The organism is Giesbergeria anulus, assembly GCF_900111115.1.
In the GTDB taxonomy this organism is placed as follows: Bacteria; Pseudomonadota; Gammaproteobacteria; order Burkholderiales; family Burkholderiaceae_C; genus Simplicispira; species Simplicispira anulus.
Genome location: NZ_FOGD01000002.1, coordinates 226,340 through 243,494, shown reverse-complemented (window position 1 = coordinate 243,494; position 17,155 = coordinate 226,340). Strand labels below are relative to the sequence as shown.

Here is a 17,155-nt window from a genome sequence, read left to right as displayed (position 1 = left end):
CTTATTCGTAACCGAAGGAGCGCACACGGGCCTCGTCGTCGGCCCAGCCAGAGCGCACCTTGACCCACAACTCCAAAAACACTTTGGCGTCCATGAGTTTTTCTAGCTCTTGGCGCGTTTCGGTGCCAATGCGTTTCAGGCGCTCGCCCTTGTCGCCAATAATCATCGCCTTGTGGCTATCGCGCTCCACCACGATGGTGGCGGCAATGCGGATCATGCGCTTGTGGACTTTGCTCTTTTCTTCCTCAAACTTGTCGATGATGACGGTGGAGGTGTAGGGCAGCTCGTCGCCGGTAAAGCGGAACAATTTTTCGCGCACCGTCTCGGAGGCGAGAAACTTTTCGCTGCGGTCGGTCAGTTCGTCGGCGGCATACCACCAAGGCGCTTCGGGCAGGTATTTTTCGCAGATGCCGTACAGGCGGCCAATGTCGCCCTTGTTCTTGGCCGACATGGGCACAAACTCGGCAAACGGGTGGCGCTCTTGCATATCGCGCAGCCAAGGGGCAATCTCGGCGCGGCGGTGTACGTTGTCTAATTTGTTGGCAATCAGCAGCGTTGGGATGCCGGGTTTAAACAAACTGAGCACCTTGGCATCGGCCAAGGTAAAGCTGCCCGCTTCCACCACAAACAAGATCAAATCGACGTCACCAATGGCACCCATCACCGTTTTGTTCAGCGATTTGTTCAGCGCGGTGGCATGGCGGGTCTGAAAGCCGGGGGTATCGACAAAAATAAACTGCGTCGCCCCCTGCGTGCGAATGCCCGTGATGCGGTGGCGCGTGGTTTGCGCCTTGCGCGAGGTAATGCTGATCTTTTGCCCGACCAGTGCATTGAGCAGCGTAGATTTTCCCACGTTGGGCTTGCCAACAATGGCAATCACGCCGCAGCGCTGCCCCTCTACGGCGGGGGTGGCCCCCGGCGCTTGGGCGGCAGCCAGCATGGCGTCCAAATCGGGCTGTGCTGGTGCGGTTGCGGGGGTGGAATCGTTGGCGGCGGGTTCTGCGTTCATATTTTTTTGGCTTTCAAGAGGGTCAGCAGGGAGGCTGCGGCAGCTTGCTCTGCGGCACGGCGCGAGGCACCGCTGCCCCGCTCGGTGAGTTCGAGTTCGGCAATGTGGCATTCGACCTCAAAGGTCTGCCGGTGGGCTGCCCCAGCGGTAGCCACCACGGTGTATTGGGGCAGTTTCATTTTGTGCCCTTGTAGCCATTCTTGCAGCGCCGTTTTGGCATCTTTGGCGGCGGCCTGCATCTGCGGGTTGATCTCAACGTTGGCAAACAAGCGATGCACTAGCGCCTCAGCTACGGTGTAGCCTGCATCCAGATAGACAGCACCAATCAGTGCCTCTAAGGCGTCGGCCAAAATAGAAGCCCGTTGCTGCCCGCCAGAGCGCGATTCACCCTCACCCAAGCGCAGCACGTTGGGCAGTTGCAATTGCAGTGCCAACTGGTGCAAGGTGCCCTCGCGCACCAAATTGGCCCGCACCCGCGACAAATCGCCTTCAGGCTGGTTGCTCAGGCGCTGGTACAGCAGGCTGGAGACAGCCAAGTTGAGCACCGAATCGCCCAAAAATTCTAGGCGCTCGTTGTGGTCGGCACTGAAACTGCGGTGCGTGATGGCGCGTTGCAACAGCGCTGGGTTGGCAAAGTGATGTTGTAGCCGCGCTTGCAGTGCTTGTAGTAGGGGCGCGGCAGGGATGTTACTTACTTTTGAGGTCAAATCGGTATACCAAATAAGCCGGGCCAGCTAAGGCCACTTCACGGGAATATTTGGCCCGCACCACTACCTTTTCGTCATTTTTGGACACATCTAAATCAGCCGCTTTGACCGATTTGATGTCATCAATCTGCGTGGCCTTATCAAAGATGGAACGCACTTCGGGCACGCTAGCGCCCTCCTTGGACTTGTCTAAGGCTTTTTGGATTGCGTGCGACTCAACAAAAATCGGAATCGACTGACCACCAATGGCAAAGACAGCCACTGCCAACAAGTTGATGATGATGACACCAATAAAAGATAAGCCCCGTTGGCGCAAACGGCTTCTGCTACGGTTGAGGTGCATAGCTTTACTCCTTGTGTGTGGATAGAGCACAGGCGCGTTAATGGAAGGCCCCGATGCGCTTGAGATCGCCAAAGTTCATCCAAACAAAAAAGGCTTTACCCACGATGTTGGCATCAGGCACGAAACCCCAATAGCGCGAGTCGAGTGAATTATCGCGGTTGTCGCCCATCATGAAGTAATGCCCTTCGGGCACTTTGCACACCACGCCCTCAATACTGTAGCGGCATTGGTCACGGTAGGCAAAATCACTAGCCCCTTGGATAAAGGCAGACACTTCAGGGTTGTTGAGCAACCGATGTGGCTGGTCACCGATTTTTTCTTCAAACTGCTTAAAGTAGCGCATGGCGCTGGCATCAAAAAAATCGGGCACGGTGGTGGTGGGCACTTCTTGGCCATTGATGGTCAAGCGCTTGTTCAGATAGGCTACCTCATCGCCGGGCACACCCACCACGCGCTTGATGTAGTCCATATGGGGCTGGGGCGGGTAGCGAAACACCATCACATCGCCGCGCTGGGGCTTATTGCCCTCAGTGATTTTTTTGTTAATCACTGGCAGGCGCACGCCATAGGTGAATTTGTTGACCAAAATCAGGTCGCCCACCAGCAGCGTCGGAATCATCGAGCCTGAAGGAATTTTGAACGGCTCAAACAAAAATGAGCGCAGCAAAAACACCGCTGCAATCACCGGAAACAGCCCCGCCGTCCAGTCCAGCCACCAAGGCTGGGCCAGTGCGTGCTGCTGGGCCTCGTTCACATCCAAATCGACCTTGGCAATGCCCATGCGGTCTAGCTCGGCGCGGCGCTGGGCGGCGGCGTCGGCAATGGCTTGAGCGGCGCGTTGGCGCTTGGGCAAAAAGAGAAAGCGCTCGGCCAGCCAATAGCAGCCCGTGACCACGGTAGCCATGAACAGCAGCAGGGCAAAGTTGCCCTCAATGGCCCCGGTGTACCAAGCACCAATGTAGCCAATAAAGGCGGCCAGCAGCAGCGTGGTAAAAATTTGTACCACTTGCATATCAGTCTTCCACCTGCAAAATAGCCAAGAACGCTTCTTGTGGCACCTCGACCGAGCCAATCTGCTTCATGCGCTTTTTACCGGCCTTTTGCTTTTCGAGCAGCTTGCGTTTGCGGCTGACGTCGCCGCCATAACATTTGGCGAGCACGTTTTTGCGCAGCGCCTTGATGCTCTCGCGGGCGATGATGTTGGCACCAATGGCCGCCTGAATCGCCACATCAAACATCTGGCGGCTGATGATTTCGCGCATCTTGGCCACCACGGCGCGGCCCCGGTATTGGGACTGGCTGCGGTGGACAATGATGGACAGCGCATCGACCTTCTCGCCGTTGAGCAAGATGTCGACCTTGACCACATCCGAGGCGCGGTATTCTTTGAACTCGTAGTCCATTGAGGCATAACCGCGTGAGACCGATTTGAGCTTGTCAAAAAAGTCGAGCACGATCTCACCGAGCGGCATTTCGTAGGTCAGCATCACTTGGCGGCCGTGGTAGGCCATGTTTTGCTGCACGCCTCGTTTTTGGTTGGCTAGCGTCATCACTGGGCCGACGTATTCTTGTGGCATGTACAAATGCACCGTCACGATTGGCTCGCGGATTTCTTGCAGCTTGCCTTGGTCGGGCATTTTGGCTGGGTTTTCCACCATGATGACTTCGCCATCGGGCTTGACCACCTGATAGACCACGCTGGGCGCGGTGGTGATAAGGTCTTGGTCAAACTCGCGTTCTAGGCGCTCTTGCACAATTTCCATGTGCAGCAGGCCCAAAAAGCCGCAGCGAAAGCCAAAACCCAGCGCTTGGCTTACTTCAGGTTCGTAGTGCAGTGAGGCGTCGTTGAGCTTGAGCTTTTCTAACGCATCACGCAGTTGGTCGTACTCGCTGGCCTCAGTGGGGTACAAACCGGCAAACACTTGGGGTTGGATTTCTTTGAAGCCGGGCAGGGCTTCGGTGGCTGGGCCTGCGTTGTTGGGCAGCTTTTTTTCCAGTGTGATGGTGTCGCCCACCTTGGCGGCTTGCAACTCTTTGATGCCCGCAATGATGTAGCCCACTTCACCAGCGCGCAGGGCGCTGCGCGGCTCGTTGGCGGGGGTAAACACACCCAAGTTGTCGGCGTTGTAAACGGCCTCTGAGGCCATCATTTTGATGCGCTCGCCCTTGAGCAGGCGGCCATCGACCACGCGCACCAGCATTACTACGCCCACATAGGGGTCAAACCAGCTGTCAATAATCATCGCGCGCAGCGGCGCGTCGGGGTTGCCCTTGGGGGCGGGCACCTTAGCCACAATGGCTTCTAAGATTTCGTCAATGCCCATGCCCGTTTTGGCCGAGCAGGGAATGGCGTCGGTGGCATCAATGCCAATCACGTCTTCAATTTCGGCTTTGGCGTTGTCGGGGTCGGACTGGGGCAAGTCCATTTTGTTGAGCACGGGCACCACTTCCACGCCCAAATCGAGTGCGGTGTAGCAGTTGGCCACGGTTTGCGCTTCTACGCCTTGGCTGGCATCGACCACCAGCAGCGCGCCTTCGCAGGCCGACAGTGAGCGGCTTACTTCATAAGAAAAATCGACGTGGCCGGGGGTGTCGATCAGGTTCAGGTTGTACACCTGACCATCTTTGGCCTTGTACTGCAAAGAAGCGGTTTGCGCCTTGATGGTGATGCCACGCTCTTTCTCGATGTCCATCGAGTCAAGCACCTGGGCCTCCATTTGCCGCTCCTCCAGCCCGCCGCAGCGCTGGATCAGCCGGTCTGCCAGCGTGGATTTTCCGTGGTCGATGTGGGCAATGATGGAAAAGTTTCGGATATGGTTCATGTCAGAGGATTACAGAAAAAGGCGCGCGCAAGAAAAAGGGCGCATCGGGTGATGACGCGCCCTGAACCAACTCTCCCGTGCCACTGCGGTGGTTGGTGTGGTATTGGAGGCAGTACAGCGCAAGTCCCGGCGGCAGGGCCTGCATCTGGGACAAGCAGCTATTCTACCCAACGGGGTGGCCTGCGCACTTTAGCGGCTGGGCCTGATCAGCGCATATTGCGCCCACTCGCCCCGGCGAAACAACACATTGATAGGCTTGGTTTTGTCGGCCTTGGTCAATACGGCTTCCAGTTCTTTGGCGCTGGCTATCTCGGTGTTGGCAATGGCCAAGATAACATCACCCTCGCGCAGACCAGCACGGGCAGCAGCATCGCTGGCAGCATCTACCAAAACACCACCTTTGAGCTTGAGATCGCGCTTTTGTGCCTCGCTCAGGTCAGACACTTGCAGGCCCAACTGTTGCGCGCTGGCTAACTTGGCCTTGGGGTGGGCATCGCTGTCGGCTGCTTTGCGCGCCACCTTGTCGGGCTCCACCTCGGCAATGGTGATGTTCAAATCGCGGCTGCCACCCCGGCGGAACACCGTAATCGTGCTTTTGCTGCCGGGTTTGGTGTTGCCCACCAAGCGGGGCAAATCTGAGACTTTATCAATCGCTTTGCCGTTGAACTTGGTGATGATGTCGCCTGCCTCTACCCCGGCTTTGTCGGCGGGCGATCCGGCCTCGATGCCAGTGACCAGCGCGCCTTGTTGCTTGCCTAGCCCCAAAGATTCGGCCACGTCTTTAGAAACTTGACCAATTTGCACCCCGATGCGCCCGCGTGTCACTTTGCCGCTGGCGCGCAGTTGCTCGCTCACACGCATGGCCTCATCGATGGGGATGGAAAAGGCAATGCCCATGTAGCCGCCGGAGCGCGAATAAATTTGGCTGTTGATGCCCACCACTTCGCCACGCATATTGATGAGTGGGCCGCCAGAGTTGCCGGGGTTGATAGCCACATCGGTCTGGATAAAGGGCAGGTAGTCGCCGGTGTCGCGCTGTTTGGCGCTGACGATGCCCGCCGTGACCGAGTTCTCCAATCCAAAGGGCGAGCCAATGGCCATCACCCATTCGCCCACTTTTAAGCGGTTGCTATCGCCCACCTTGACAGCAGGCAAGCCGCTGGCCTCAATTTTGAGCACGGCGACATCGGTGCGCTTGTCGGTGCCGACAATTTTGGCCTTGAACTCGCGCTTGTCGGTGAGCGTGACCAGCACTTGGTCTGCGCCTTCCACCACATGGGCGTTGGTCATGACGTAGCCATCGCTGCTGACAATAAAGCCTGAGCCGACGCCACGCGAGGCTTGGCCTTCGTCGTCGTGCGGGCGCTGGGGCCGCTGTGGGCGCGGTGCATGGGGCATGGGCAGGCCAAAGCGCTTGAAGAACTCTTGCATGTCTTCGTCCATGCCATTAACGGGCGTGCGTGAAGCGGTTTTTTCAGTGGTGCGGATATTGACCACCGCTGGCCCGACCTGATCGACCAGATCCGTAAAGTCGGGCAGGCCACGGGCCGCTGCTGCGGGTTGGGCGATAGCGGTGCTGGGCACCACCGTGACGCTGGCTGCGGCCATCACGCAAGCGGCCAGCACAGAGCGCGAAACTGTCCAGTGTGTGTTGTTTTTCATCAGACGCCTTTCTCGATTCAGAAGCAATGAAACCGCGCTAGGGTCAGTGCGGTTCCTTGTGCTTGAGAAGGCCTGACAGCCGATTGGTTCCGCAGCTTTAACGTTTGGGCGACTCAAAATTGGCGTTGCGCAAAAAGTCGGCGGGCAGTTGCAAAGCCGAGGCACCGTGGAAGCGCTGGTGTGCTGCCAGCAATTCATCCAGACGGGGGTCACGCAGCATGACTTGGGGGTGAGAGGCCAGATTGGCTGGGCTGTTGGCTGCGGAGACAGTGGCGGGTGCAACAAGCGGTGCAGCCATAGACCATTGCTGGGCTGCCGGGGCTTGGCTGCTGCCCCAAGTGCTCCAAGCCAAGGCGGCTACGGTGGCTAGAGAAGCCACTCCGGCCAGCATTTTCCAGCGGAACACCGAATCGTTGGCTGCTGCTTTGGGTACGAAGGTAGCAGGCTGGGGTATCTCTGGTGGTTGTGGGGGCGTCGTGGCAGCGGCCACGGGGGGCACACCATGCAGTGGCTCTTGGGCTAAGCCTTGGCGCAGCCGGGCCAAGAATGCTCCATCATCGTGGGTTTGGCGGGCCAGTTCGGGCGAGCGCAACACGTCGCCCACCAGTTGGTACAACTGCCAAGTTTCGCGCCCTTCGTCTGTGGCGGCAAAGCCAAGGGCCGAGGCCCATTCTTCATCTGGCAATTGTCCATCAGCCAGTGCCGAGAGTTGTTCCCGCTGAGTTTGCTGTTTCATCATGATTTTCTCACCTGTCTTGGCCCTGAGCGGGGCCTGCATTAGCTAGAGCCGTCTGAGCCTACTTACCAGCGTTTACCCGTCTGGTTTTGCAGCAAAGGCCGCACGCGCGAAGAAATAGCCTCGCGCGCCCGAAAGATGCGCGAACGCACCGTGCCAATCGGGCAGTTCATGGCCAAGGCAATTTCGTCATAGCTCAATCCTTCAATTTCGCGCAGGGTCACGGCTTGGCGCAGGTCTTCGGGCAAGGCTTCCATCGCGGTATTGACCGCCGCAGCGATTTCTTGGGCCGCCAGCACGGTTTCTGGGGTTTCGTCAGTGCTTGGTTCATGTCCGGGCCGTGAAGTTTCATCGTTTTCATCGTGAAGTGCCATCGCGCCTTCGTAAATTAACGGATCGCGCTTGAGATCCATTAGCGCTTTTTTGGCAGTATTGACGGCAATGCGGTACAGCCAGGTGTAAAACTGGGCGTCACCACGAAACTGGGGCAAGGCACGGTAGGCGCGGATAAAGGTTTCTTGGGCGATGTCTTCTACCAGATTGGTGTCGCGCACCATACGCCCGATCAGGCGCTCAATGCGGCGCTGGTATTTAATCACCAGCAACTCATAAGCGCGCTGGTCGCCGGCCACCGTTCGCTGAACCAGCGCCAGGTCACTGTCGCCCGCAGGCACATCGGCAGAAGAAAAGGCGGTCATGGTGTGGATGTAGAAGGTGGAGGAGCAGGAGGTGCGTGGAGTGCGCGGCGCAGATCGGCCCATTGTGCTGGGGCATGGCGCTGCTCTAGCCAGAACCAGCACACTTGGGTGCGATCATCAGACTGCCAGCGCACCCACAGGCTGTGTTGCCAATCTAGATGGATATGGGCACTGCCGGGGCCGCTGGCTGTGCCAGAGGAAGGCGTCCAGCCCCAGTGGTAGCCATCCCAGAGCAAGCGGCCTTGGGGCGATTGCCACCAAAACCGGGCTGCCAGCGTGGCACACAGCAGCCACGCAGCGGCGGCTATCGCCATGGTGGTTTGGCCCGCAGGAGCACCCCACAGCCCCCAAGCCCATAAAACGCCCAGACCGGCTGCGGGTGATGGGGTATGTGACCACCGGAGCCGACTGGCTCATGCGCAACCTTGGGCCTGGGTGGGCCGTGGTGCAGGGCAGGCCATGAAGCAGCAGGCCCTGACGTGGTGCTTAGATACGCCGAAAAACCAGCGAGCCGTTGGTGCCGCCAAAGCCGAAATTGTTTTTGACAGCAATATCGAGCTTGGCATCACGCGCCGTATTGGCGCAATAGTCCAGATCGCACTCAGGGTCGGGGGTGTTGAGGTTGATGGTGGGCGGAATCTTTTGATCGTGCAGGGCCAGCACGGTAAAGATGCTCTCAATGCCACCAGCACCGCCCAACAAGTGGCCGGTCATGGACTTGGTTGAGCTGACCACCATGTTGTGTGCGTGGTCGCCAAAGGCGGCCTTGATGGCGTTGGTCTCATTGATGTCTCCCAGCGGCGTGGAGGTGCCGTGGGCGTTGAGGTAATCGACCTGATCGGCGTTCATACCGGCATTGCGCAGCGCAGCCAGCATGGCGCGGCGTGGGCCGTCCATACTGGGGGCTGTCATGTGGCCAGCGTCGGCGCTCATGCCAAAGCCGCACAGCTCGGCATAAATTTTGGCCCCACGGGCTTTGGCGTGTTCGTACTCTTCGAGCACCATCACGCCTGCACCTTCGCCCAGCACAAAACCATCGCGGTCTTTGTCCCAAGGGCGCGAGGCGCTTTGTGGGTCATCGTTGCGGGTAGAGAGGGCGCGCATAGCGGCAAAACCGCCTACGCCCAGCGGCGAGATGGTGGCCTCGGTGCCGCCAGCGACGACGATGTCTGCATCACCGTATTCGATCATGCGGCCACCCTCGCCAATGCAGTGCAGGCCAGTGGTGCAGGCAGTGACTACGGCCAGATTGGGGCCTTTGAAACCAAAGCGCATCGACACATGCCCAGCCACCATGTTGATGATGGAGGCGGGCACGAAGAAAGGGGTAATGCGCCGGGGGCCACGACTGGCCAGCTCGGCGTGGGTGTTTTCGATCAGCGGCAGGCCGCCTATGCCTGAGCCAATCACGCAAGCAATGCGCGTGGCCAGCTCTTCATCTAAGGCATCGCCGGTGGGCAGCCCGGCGTCTTGTACCGCCTGTGCTGCGGCAGCAATGCCAAAGTGGATGAAGCTGTCCATAGTGCGCGCATCTTTAGCGCTGATATAGGACCCCAGGTCAAACCCCTTGACCTCACCGGCAATTTTGCAGGCGAAGTTCGATATATCGAACTTGGTGATGAGATCAATGCCGGATTTACCGGCGAGGATGTTGGCCCAGGCATCTTGCACCGTGTTACCCACGGGACTGATGCAACCCAGGCCGGTCACGACAACGCGACGACGGCTCATGCGTTAAAACCTTGTGCTGATCGAAAGGCGCAAAGCGCCGATTAGGCCTTTTGGTGGCCGGTGGCGTAGTCGATGGCGTTTTGTACCGTCGTGATCTTCTCGGCGTCTTCGTCGGGAATCTCAATGCCAAATTCGTCTTCGAGGGCCATCACCAGTTCAACGGTGTCCAGAGAGTCGGCACCCAGATCAGCCACGAAGGCTTTTTCGTTGGTGACTTGGGTCTCTTCAACGCCTAATTGCTCGGCAATGATTTTTTTGACGCGTGCTTCAATATCGCTCATGGTTTCCCTCGGGGAGGTTGTGAATGAATTCTCGATTCTAGCTGTATCGGGAGGTAAGCCGAAACAGCCTGCGGTGGTGATGCAACTGGCTTGATCTTCTGGCAATTACATGTACATGCCGCCATTGACGTGCAACTCTTGCCCAGTGACGTAGCCTGCCTCATTGGAGGCGAGGTAAGCGACGGCATGGGCGATGTCGGCGGGCTTGCCCAAGCAGCCCAACGGAATTTGTGCCGTCAGGGCCTTTTGCTGCGCTTCGGGCAGGCTGGCGGTCATGTCGGTGTCAATAAAGCCGGGGGCCACGCAGTTGACGGTGATATTGCGGCTGCCCAATTCACGCGCCAGTGCGCGGGTCATGCCTGCCACACCGGCTTTGGCAGCGGCGTAGTTGGCCTGACCGGGGTTGCCAGAGGCACCGACCACACTGGTGATGCTGATGATGCGGCCAAAGCGCTGCTTCATCATCGGCTTGATGGCGGCGCGGCTGACGCGGAACACGGCCTTGAGATTGGTGTCGAGCACGGCATCCCAGTCGTCATCTTTCATGCGCATGGCGAGTTGGTCGCGGGTAATGCCCGCGTTATTGACCAACACTTGCAGGCCGCCTTGTTGTTTGACGAGGCTGTCGATCAGGGCTTCGACAGCGGGGGCATCATTCACATCTAAGGCAGCACCCCGGCAGCCGGGGTAGGCGGCCAGTGCCGCGCTGATGCGCTCTGCACCTTCAGCGGTGGTGGCAGTGCCAACGACTTGGTAGCCGCGTGCGGCCAGTTCTTGTGCAATGGCCGCACCAATGCCGCGCGAGGCGCCAGTGACCAGTGCGACGGGGGCTTTTGTGGTGGTTTCGCTCATGCCAATAATTCCTTGGTTTGGGTGAGGGTAGCGGGGTCGTACAGGGCAGCGCCTACCAGTTCGGCATCAATGCGCTTGACCAGTCCGGCCAGCACCTTGCCGGGGCCGCATTCGATGATGTGGCTGATGCCACGGGCTTTGAGCGCTTGCACGCATTCGACCCAGCGCACCGGGCCAAAGGCTTGGCGCACCAGCGCGTCGCGGATGGCATCGGCGTCTTGCTGCACCGCCACGTCAATATTGTTGAGCACCGGAATTTGTGGCGCAGCCAAGCTGGTGTTGGCCAAGGCCACACGCAGCTTTTCGGCGGCGGGCTTCATCAGGCTGGAGTGGAACGGGGCCGACACCGGCAGCGGCAGGGCGCGTTTGGCACCCGCCGCCTTGAGCAGTTCGCACGCCTTTTCAACCGCCGCTTTGCTACCGGCAATCACGGTTTGGGCGGGGTCGTTAAAGTTGACGGCCTCCACCACCTCGGTGCTGCTGCCCAGTGCGGCGGTGGCTTCGGCACAGCCTGCAATGACTTTGGCGGCTTCTAAGCCCAGAATAGCGGCCATCGCGCCGGTGCCCACCGGCACGGCTTCTTGCATGGCGGCAGCGCGCAGGCGCACCAGCGGCGCTGCTTGGGCCAACGTGAGCACGCCAGAAGCCACCAAGGCCGAGTATTCACCCAGCGAGTGCCCAGCCACCGCCGCAGGCAAAGCGCCGCCTTCGGCTTGCCAAACCCGCCATGCGGCCACACCGGCCACCAGCATCACCGGTTGGGTGTTGGTGGTCAGTGCCAGTTGTTCTTTAGGGCCTTCGTGGATGAGCTTGGCGACATCCTCACCCAAGGCATCGGAGGCTTCTTGCAGCGTTTGGGCCACGACGGGGTGGTCGCCCCAAGCATCCAACATACCCACGGATTGGGAGCCTTGCCCCGGAAAGACAAATGCAAAAGTCTTCATGGTGTTTTTGTTTTGATCGAAAAATCAGAGCTTGAGCAGCACCGCGCCCCACGTAAAGCCGCCGCCCACGCCTTCAAGCAGTAGGGTTTGGCCTTTTTGCACCTGACCGGCGCGCACAGCATGGTCTAGCGCCAGCGGAATGGAGGCTGCCGAGGTGTTGCCGTGCTCTTGCACGGTGACGACCACCTTGTCCATACCCATTTTGAGCTTGCGCGCCGTGCTTTGCATGATGCGGATGTTGGCTTGGTGCGGGATCAGCCAGTCGATATCGGCTTCGGTCAGACTGGCCTTGTTCAGCACGGTGCGGGCCGCGCCTTCGAGCAAGCCCACGGCCAGCTTGAACACGGCTTGGCCGTCCATTGTTAGCAGGGGCAAGCCAGTGACTTTGCCGCCCGACACATGGCCGGGCACGCACAGAATGCCTACATGTTTGCCATCGGCATGGATGTCGGTGGCCAAGATGCCCGGCTCGTCGGAGGCTTCGAGCACCACGGCCCCAGCGCCATCGCCAAACAGCACGCAGGTGGTGCGGTCTTGGAAATCCAATAGGCGGCTAAAAATTTCAGAACCTACCACTAGCGCCCGCGTGGCGGTGCCTGCACGGATCATGGCGTCGGCCACGGTCAGGGCATAGATAAAGCCGCTGCACACCGCCTGCACATCAAAGGCCGGGCAACCGTGGGCACCGAGTTTGTGTTGCAAGATGGTGGCGGTGGACGGAAACACCATGTCCGGCGTGGAGGTGGCCACGATGATGAGGTCGATGTCTTGGGCTTGCAGATGGGCGGCCTGTAGCGCTTGGCGCGCTGCTTCTAAGGCCAAATCGCTGCTAACCACATCGGCATCGGCAAAGTGGCGCGCTCGGATGCCGGTGCGCTCCACAATCCATTCATCAGAGGTTTCCACGCCGCGCGCAGCCAAATCGGCCACCAGATCAGCGTTGGTTACGCGGCGTGGTGGCAGATAGCTGCCCGTGCCGATAATGCGGGAGTAGGGTTTCATGGGTGAGAAACTGGCGTTGGTGCGCGCTCCGTAGCAGGGCTGGCAGGCAGCAAAAAGGGTGCTGCGCTGGCAATGCGGTGGCGAACCCGGTCCAGCAAGTTGTTGCGGGCCGCATCATACGCCCGGTTCAAGGCTTGCCCAAAGGCCACCTCATCGGCGGAGCCGTGGCTTTTGAATACCAGCCCACGCAGGCCCAGCAGGGCTGCACCGTTGTAGCGGCGGTGGTCTAAGCGCTTTTTAAATGCCGACAACACCGGGTAGGCCATGAGCGCGGCAAATTTTGTCCAAGGGTTGCGGGCAAATTCTTGCTTGAGAAAGCTGCTGACCATGCTGGCCAGCCCTTCGCCGGTTTTGAGGGCGACATTGCCGACAAAGCCGTCGCAGACGACGATATCGACGGTGCCCTTGAAGATGTCGTTGCCTTCCACATTGCCGACAAAGTTGATGCTGCCGGAATCGCCGGCATGGTGCAGCAACTCTCCGGCTTTTTTAATCACTTCGCTGCCCTTGATGGCTTCAGCACCGATGTTGAGCAGCCCCACTGTGGGCTGCTCTCGGCCCTTGAGCACTGAGTCGAGCGCCGAGCCCATGATGGCAAATTGCAGCAAGTGCAGCTCGGTGCAATCGACATTGGCCCCTAAATCGAGCACGGTGGTGGAGCCGCCCAAGGCATTGGGAATTTGGCCTGCAATGGCGGGCCGGTCAATGCCATCGAGTGTTTTGAGGATGTAACGGGCAATGGCCATCAGCGCACCGGTATTGCCCGCCGACACCACCGCTGCTGCCGTACCTTCTTTGACCTGCTGAATCGCCACGCGCATCGAAGAATCTTTTTTGCGGCGCAGGGCGATTTCTACTGGGTCTTCCATCGTCACGACTTCACTGGCGTGGATGGCTTGCGCCCGTTCATGGGTAAAGCTCTGCAAAGCCTCAGGCAAACCCACCAGCAACAGGCGGGCGTCGGGGTGCTCGTCCAGAAACCGGCGGCACGCCGCCAAGGTGACGCGGGGGCCGTGGTCGCCCCCCATGCAATCAACAGCCAGAGTAATCATCGGAACAAATGTGGGGCTGTATGCGCAGCCGGTTCAAGAGAGAAAGCAGCGAGAAAAGCAAAGGCCCGTGCTACAAAACAAGTAGCCACGGGCCTTTGGAGGTACGAAGGTCTGAATGCGGTCAGGCAGCAGATTTATTCTTCAGCACTTGGCGGCCACGGTAAAAGCCGTTGGGGCTGATGTGGTGGCGCAGGTGGATTTCGCCAGTGGTGGCTTCGACAGCAATGCCGGGCACGTTCAGGGCATTGTGCGAACGGTGCATACCGCGCTTGGAGGGGGATTTTTTATTCTGTTGGACAGCCATGATGGGCTCCTGGTCTTAAAAAGGGGGTTGGTAAAAACGCGATCAGCCCATTCAAAAGACACGAGGTGGGATTCGCGCGAAGCCTAAGATTATAGCAAACGCCTCAATGGCCTTCATTCTTGGGTTTTTCTACCCGCAAACTGGCAAGCGCCGCGAAGGGATTGGGCTTTTCTGCATTGGCCGCTTCAAAATCTTCGTCGCTGGAAGCCAGCGGTACCGGCTCAGGGCATTCGTCGTGGCGGGGTACCACGGGCAGGGCCATCAGTAGCTCATCTTCGATCAGCGTGTGCAGGTCAAAATCAGGCTCTAGCGCCAACAGGTCTTCTTCAAACTCCTCGTCCAGCGCCTCGGCAGTGGCCTCATCAGGCACAAAGCGGAAGGAGCGCTCCACCAGCAGCGGCACATCTACCGGCCCGAGGCAGCGCTGGCACAGCATCGGAAAGGTGGCCTCTACATGCAGATGCAGCCAAGGTTGATGGCCGTTGCCACCATCGGAGAGCATCTCAGCGTTGGCCTGCCAGTTCACATGCAAATCGGGGTGCAGCAAGCCGTGGGCTTCTTCGGCCAAACGTGCATATTTGAGCAGCGTGTCATGGCCGCTCAGATGCCCGCTGGCCTTGGCAAAGGCTTTGATGTCCAGTTTCTCAGGGTGGAAGGTCTTGGTCATGGGGTGCAGTGTAAGAGAATCGCGGCCATGCAATCTTTCTTTCCCCCACAACGCCCACTGGTGCTGGGTTCTACCTCGCGTTATCGGCGCGAGCTGTTGCAACGTTTGCGTCTGCCCTTTGAGGTGACAGCACCTGATGTGGATGAAACCCCGCAGCCCGGCGAGGCACCACCAGCGCTGGCGCTGCGTTTGGCCTTGGCCAAAGCCCATGCTGTGGCCTCGCAATACCCCGAAGCGGTGGTGATTGGCTCCGATCAGGTAGCCGATTTGGCTGGTCACCCGCTGGGCAAGCCCGGCAACCATGAGCGCGCCGTGGCCCAACTGGGCATGATGAGCGGCCATACGGTGATTTTTCAGACGGCGGTGGCGGTGGTCTGCCATGCCACTGGCTTTGAACAGGCAGAGCTGGCAGCGGTGGAAGTGCGCTTTCGCGCCTTGGCCGAAGACGAGATTGAACGCTACCTGCGCGCCGAGCAGCCCTACGACTGCGCGGGCAGCGCCAAGAGCGAGGGCTTGGGCATCAGTCTGCTCGATGCCATCGTGAGCGACGATCCTACGGCGCTGATTGGCCTGCCCTTGATTCGCACCTGCCGCCTGCTGCGGGCGGCCGGGATCATCCTGCCATGACCGCTACCTCACAAAGCCAAAGTGGGCGCGGTACCCTGTATTTGGTACCTGCACCGCTCGATTTTGGCTGTACCAGCCAAGCCCCATTGCAAGACAGCCTGCCCGCAACCACCCTAACGGTGGCTGCCCGTTTGACGCATTGGGTGTGTGAGAATGCCAAAAGCACCCGCGCCTACCTCAAACGGGTAGAAGCCCTGTATCCCTTGGCCCAGCCGCTACAAGCGCAACAGATTACCGAGTTGCCGCGCGAAGCGCACAAAAAAGGCGATCATGGCGACAAGGGCGGTGCCGTGTTTGATGCCCGGCCCCTGCTGGCCCCAGCCTTGGCTGGACACGACATTGGGCTGGTGAGCGAAGCTGGTATGCCCGCTGTGGCCGACCCCGGCAGCTCGGTGGTGCGCGCTGCGCATGACTTGGGCCTGAACGTGGTGCCACTGGTGGGGCCGGTTTCGCTGTTGCTAGCGCTGGCGGCCAGTGGTTTGAATGGGCAAAACTTTGCTTTTGTCGGCTACCTGCCGCAAGACGCCGCCGAACGCGCCCAGCGCATCCGGGCCTTAGAGTCTTTGGCTTTGCAAAGCGGTCAGACCCAGTTGTTTATTGAAACCCCGTACCGCAATGCCGCGCTGTTGCAGGGCCTGCTGCACACTTTGCAGCCCAATACCCGGCTGGCACTGGCCAGTGGCCTGACGCTGGCCGAAGCCCGTATCCAAAGCATGGCGGTGCGCCAGTGGCGTCAAAATCCCCAAGCCCCGGACAAACACACCCCGGTGGTGTTTGCCCTTGGGCGCTGAGTCTCTGGCTGCCTGCCCCGGCCCTCAGTGGCTGTGGGCCATGCTGCTGAGCAGCACCACCACACCCATACCCAGCAGCAGCCAAGCAATCTGGGCTGCTGTCTCGCGGGCGCTCAGGCGTTTTTGCAGTTGCGGAATCAAATCGGCCAGTGCCACATAAATAAAGCTGCTGGAGGCCAGCGCCAGAAAATACGGTAGCCAGTCTTGCAACTGCGCCACCAAAAAGTAACCCACCAGCCCACCAATGGCCGTTACGGCCCCAGCCAGTGACACTTTGACCAGTGCCATGCGCCGGTTGGCGCTGCTTTGGCGCAGCACCACCAAATCGCCAATGTGGTGCGGCACCTCATGGGCCAGCACCGAGACGGCGGCAATCAGCCCCAAGCGCAGGTCGGCCATAAACGCCGAAGCAATCAGCACACCATCGCCAAAGCAATGCACGCTATCGCCAGTGATGAGCGTCCAGCCGCCGGTGCGCAAGCCACCTCCGTTTGCAGGGTGGCTGTGGTCATGATGGTGGTGGTCGTGATGGTGCGGGCTAGCGCCATGTTCGTGCCGGGCCGCGCTGTGCGGGTGCGTTGGTGCTTGTGGGGCTGGGGCGTCGTGGTTGTGCTCATGGCCGTGGTGCCACAGTTCGGCCTTGTCGAGCAAAAAGAAAAAAACCACCCCCAGCAGCAACACGGTAAACAGATCGTGCGCGCCCGCTTGGCTCTCAAAGGCTTCAGGCAGCAGGTGCATGAACGAGGTAGCTAACAGCGCGCCAGCGGCCAAACTAAGCAGATACTGTGGCCCCAAGCTATCGCTGCGGCCACCAAAGCGGGTGCGCAACAACAGCGCAGCAATCCAAACACTGCCAATGCCAGTGACCAAAGTGGCGATGATGATGGTGAACAGAACCATAGCTGAAACACTTTCTTTGCAGGGATA

20 protein-coding genes are annotated in these 17,155 nt (G+C 59.4%); 2 read left to right on the top strand and 18 right to left on the bottom strand.

Annotated features, from left to right (window positions below; translation table 11 throughout):
- Window position 1 precedes the first annotated feature (1 nt).
- The 17 genes from era to BMX55_RS04950 form a co-directional block, all read right to left on the bottom strand.
- Window positions 2–1,009: a GTPase Era gene (gene era, locus BMX55_RS05030; RefSeq protein WP_091453826.1), complete on the bottom strand. Its 1,008-nt coding sequence runs from the start codon at window positions 1,007–1,009 to the stop codon at window positions 2–4.
- Window positions 1,006–1,695: a ribonuclease III gene (gene rnc, locus BMX55_RS05025; protein ID WP_091454843.1), complete on the bottom strand. Its 690-nt coding sequence runs from the start codon at window positions 1,693–1,695 to the stop codon at window positions 1,006–1,008. The genes era and rnc overlap by 4 nt, the downstream gene beginning before the upstream one ends.
- Window position 1,696: 1 nt before the next feature.
- The gene (locus BMX55_RS05020) at window positions 1,697–2,059 is read right to left on the bottom strand and encodes a DUF4845 domain-containing protein (RefSeq protein WP_091453820.1); all 363 of its coding nucleotides are present in this window, start codon (window positions 2,057–2,059) and stop codon (window positions 1,697–1,699) included.
- A 37-nt stretch (window positions 2,060–2,096) separates the two neighbouring features.
- Window positions 2,097–3,071, bottom strand: a complete 975-nt coding sequence (gene lepB / locus BMX55_RS05015; protein WP_091453817.1) for a signal peptidase I — start codon at window positions 3,069–3,071, stop codon at window positions 2,097–2,099.
- A 1-nt stretch (window position 3,072) separates the two neighbouring features.
- Window positions 3,073–4,881: a translation elongation factor 4 gene (lepA, locus tag BMX55_RS05010; RefSeq protein ID WP_091453814.1), complete on the bottom strand. Its 1,809-nt coding sequence runs from the start codon at window positions 4,879–4,881 to the stop codon at window positions 3,073–3,075.
- A 189-nt stretch (window positions 4,882–5,070) separates the two neighbouring features.
- The gene (locus BMX55_RS05005) at window positions 5,071–6,543 is read right to left on the bottom strand and encodes a DegQ family serine endoprotease (RefSeq protein ID WP_091453812.1); all 1,473 of its coding nucleotides are present in this window, start codon (window positions 6,541–6,543) and stop codon (window positions 5,071–5,073) included.
- 97 nt (window positions 6,544–6,640) lie between these two features.
- Complete coding sequence (locus BMX55_RS05000) at window positions 6,641–7,282, bottom strand: sigma-E factor negative regulatory protein (protein WP_091454840.1); 642 nt, start codon at window positions 7,280–7,282, stop codon at window positions 6,641–6,643.
- A gap of 62 nt (window positions 7,283–7,344) precedes the next feature.
- Complete coding sequence (gene rpoE, locus BMX55_RS04995) at window positions 7,345–7,977, bottom strand: RNA polymerase sigma factor RpoE (RefSeq protein ID WP_091453808.1); 633 nt, start codon at window positions 7,975–7,977, stop codon at window positions 7,345–7,347.
- Entirely contained in the window at window positions 7,974–8,291 is a 318-nt protein-coding gene (locus tag BMX55_RS04990) for a hypothetical protein (RefSeq protein WP_091453805.1), read from the bottom strand. Before BMX55_RS04990 ends, rpoE begins: the two co-directional genes overlap by 4 nt.
- A gap of 172 nt (window positions 8,292–8,463) precedes the next feature.
- Window positions 8,464–9,708, bottom strand: coding sequence for a beta-ketoacyl-ACP synthase II (gene fabF, locus BMX55_RS04985; protein ID WP_091453801.1), 1,245 nt, complete (start codon window positions 9,706–9,708; stop codon window positions 8,464–8,466).
- A 41-nt stretch (window positions 9,709–9,749) separates the two neighbouring features.
- On the bottom strand, window positions 9,750–9,989 hold the full coding sequence (gene acpP, locus BMX55_RS04980) for an acyl carrier protein (RefSeq protein ID WP_091453797.1): 240 nt from the start codon (window positions 9,987–9,989) through the stop codon (window positions 9,750–9,752).
- Window positions 9,990–10,094: 105 nt separating this feature from the next.
- Window positions 10,095–10,841, bottom strand: a complete 747-nt coding sequence (gene fabG / locus BMX55_RS04975; RefSeq protein WP_091453793.1) for a 3-oxoacyl-ACP reductase FabG — start codon at window positions 10,839–10,841, stop codon at window positions 10,095–10,097.
- The gene (gene fabD / locus BMX55_RS04970; RefSeq protein WP_091453790.1) at window positions 10,838–11,785 is read right to left on the bottom strand and encodes an ACP S-malonyltransferase; all 948 of its coding nucleotides are present in this window, start codon (window positions 11,783–11,785) and stop codon (window positions 10,838–10,840) included. The genes fabG and fabD overlap by 4 nt, the downstream gene beginning before the upstream one ends.
- A 24-nt stretch (window positions 11,786–11,809) precedes the next feature.
- Window positions 11,810–12,787, bottom strand: coding sequence for a beta-ketoacyl-ACP synthase III (locus BMX55_RS04965; protein WP_091453787.1), 978 nt, complete (start codon window positions 12,785–12,787; stop codon window positions 11,810–11,812).
- On the bottom strand, window positions 12,784–13,839 hold the full coding sequence (gene plsX, locus BMX55_RS04960; RefSeq protein ID WP_091453786.1) for a phosphate acyltransferase PlsX: 1,056 nt from the start codon (window positions 13,837–13,839) through the stop codon (window positions 12,784–12,786). The genes BMX55_RS04965 and plsX overlap by 4 nt, the downstream gene beginning before the upstream one ends.
- 121 nt (window positions 13,840–13,960) lie before the next feature.
- Entirely contained in the window at window positions 13,961–14,143 is a 183-nt protein-coding gene (rpmF, locus tag BMX55_RS04955) for a 50S ribosomal protein L32 (protein ID WP_091453782.1), read from the bottom strand.
- 103 nt (window positions 14,144–14,246) lie between these two features.
- The gene (locus tag BMX55_RS04950; protein ID WP_091453779.1) at window positions 14,247–14,810 is read right to left on the bottom strand and encodes a YceD family protein; all 564 of its coding nucleotides are present in this window, start codon (window positions 14,808–14,810) and stop codon (window positions 14,247–14,249) included.
- 27 nt (window positions 14,811–14,837) lie between these two features.
- On the opposite strand from BMX55_RS04950, the gene BMX55_RS04945 reads away from it, so the two are divergent.
- Window positions 14,838–15,437: a Maf family nucleotide pyrophosphatase gene (locus tag BMX55_RS04945; protein WP_091453777.1), complete on the top strand. Its 600-nt coding sequence runs from the start codon at window positions 14,838–14,840 to the stop codon at window positions 15,435–15,437.
- The gene (locus tag BMX55_RS04940; protein ID WP_091453773.1) at window positions 15,434–16,228 is read left to right on the top strand and encodes an SAM-dependent methyltransferase; all 795 of its coding nucleotides are present in this window, start codon (window positions 15,434–15,436) and stop codon (window positions 16,226–16,228) included. The genes BMX55_RS04945 and BMX55_RS04940 overlap by 4 nt, the downstream gene beginning before the upstream one ends.
- 24 nt (window positions 16,229–16,252) lie before the next feature.
- Here BMX55_RS04940 and BMX55_RS04935 read toward each other — a convergent pair whose 3' ends face one another.
- Window positions 16,253–17,128, bottom strand: a complete 876-nt coding sequence (locus tag BMX55_RS04935) for a ZIP family metal transporter (protein WP_091453770.1) — start codon at window positions 17,126–17,128, stop codon at window positions 16,253–16,255.
- Window positions 17,129–17,155: the final 27 nt, after the last annotated feature.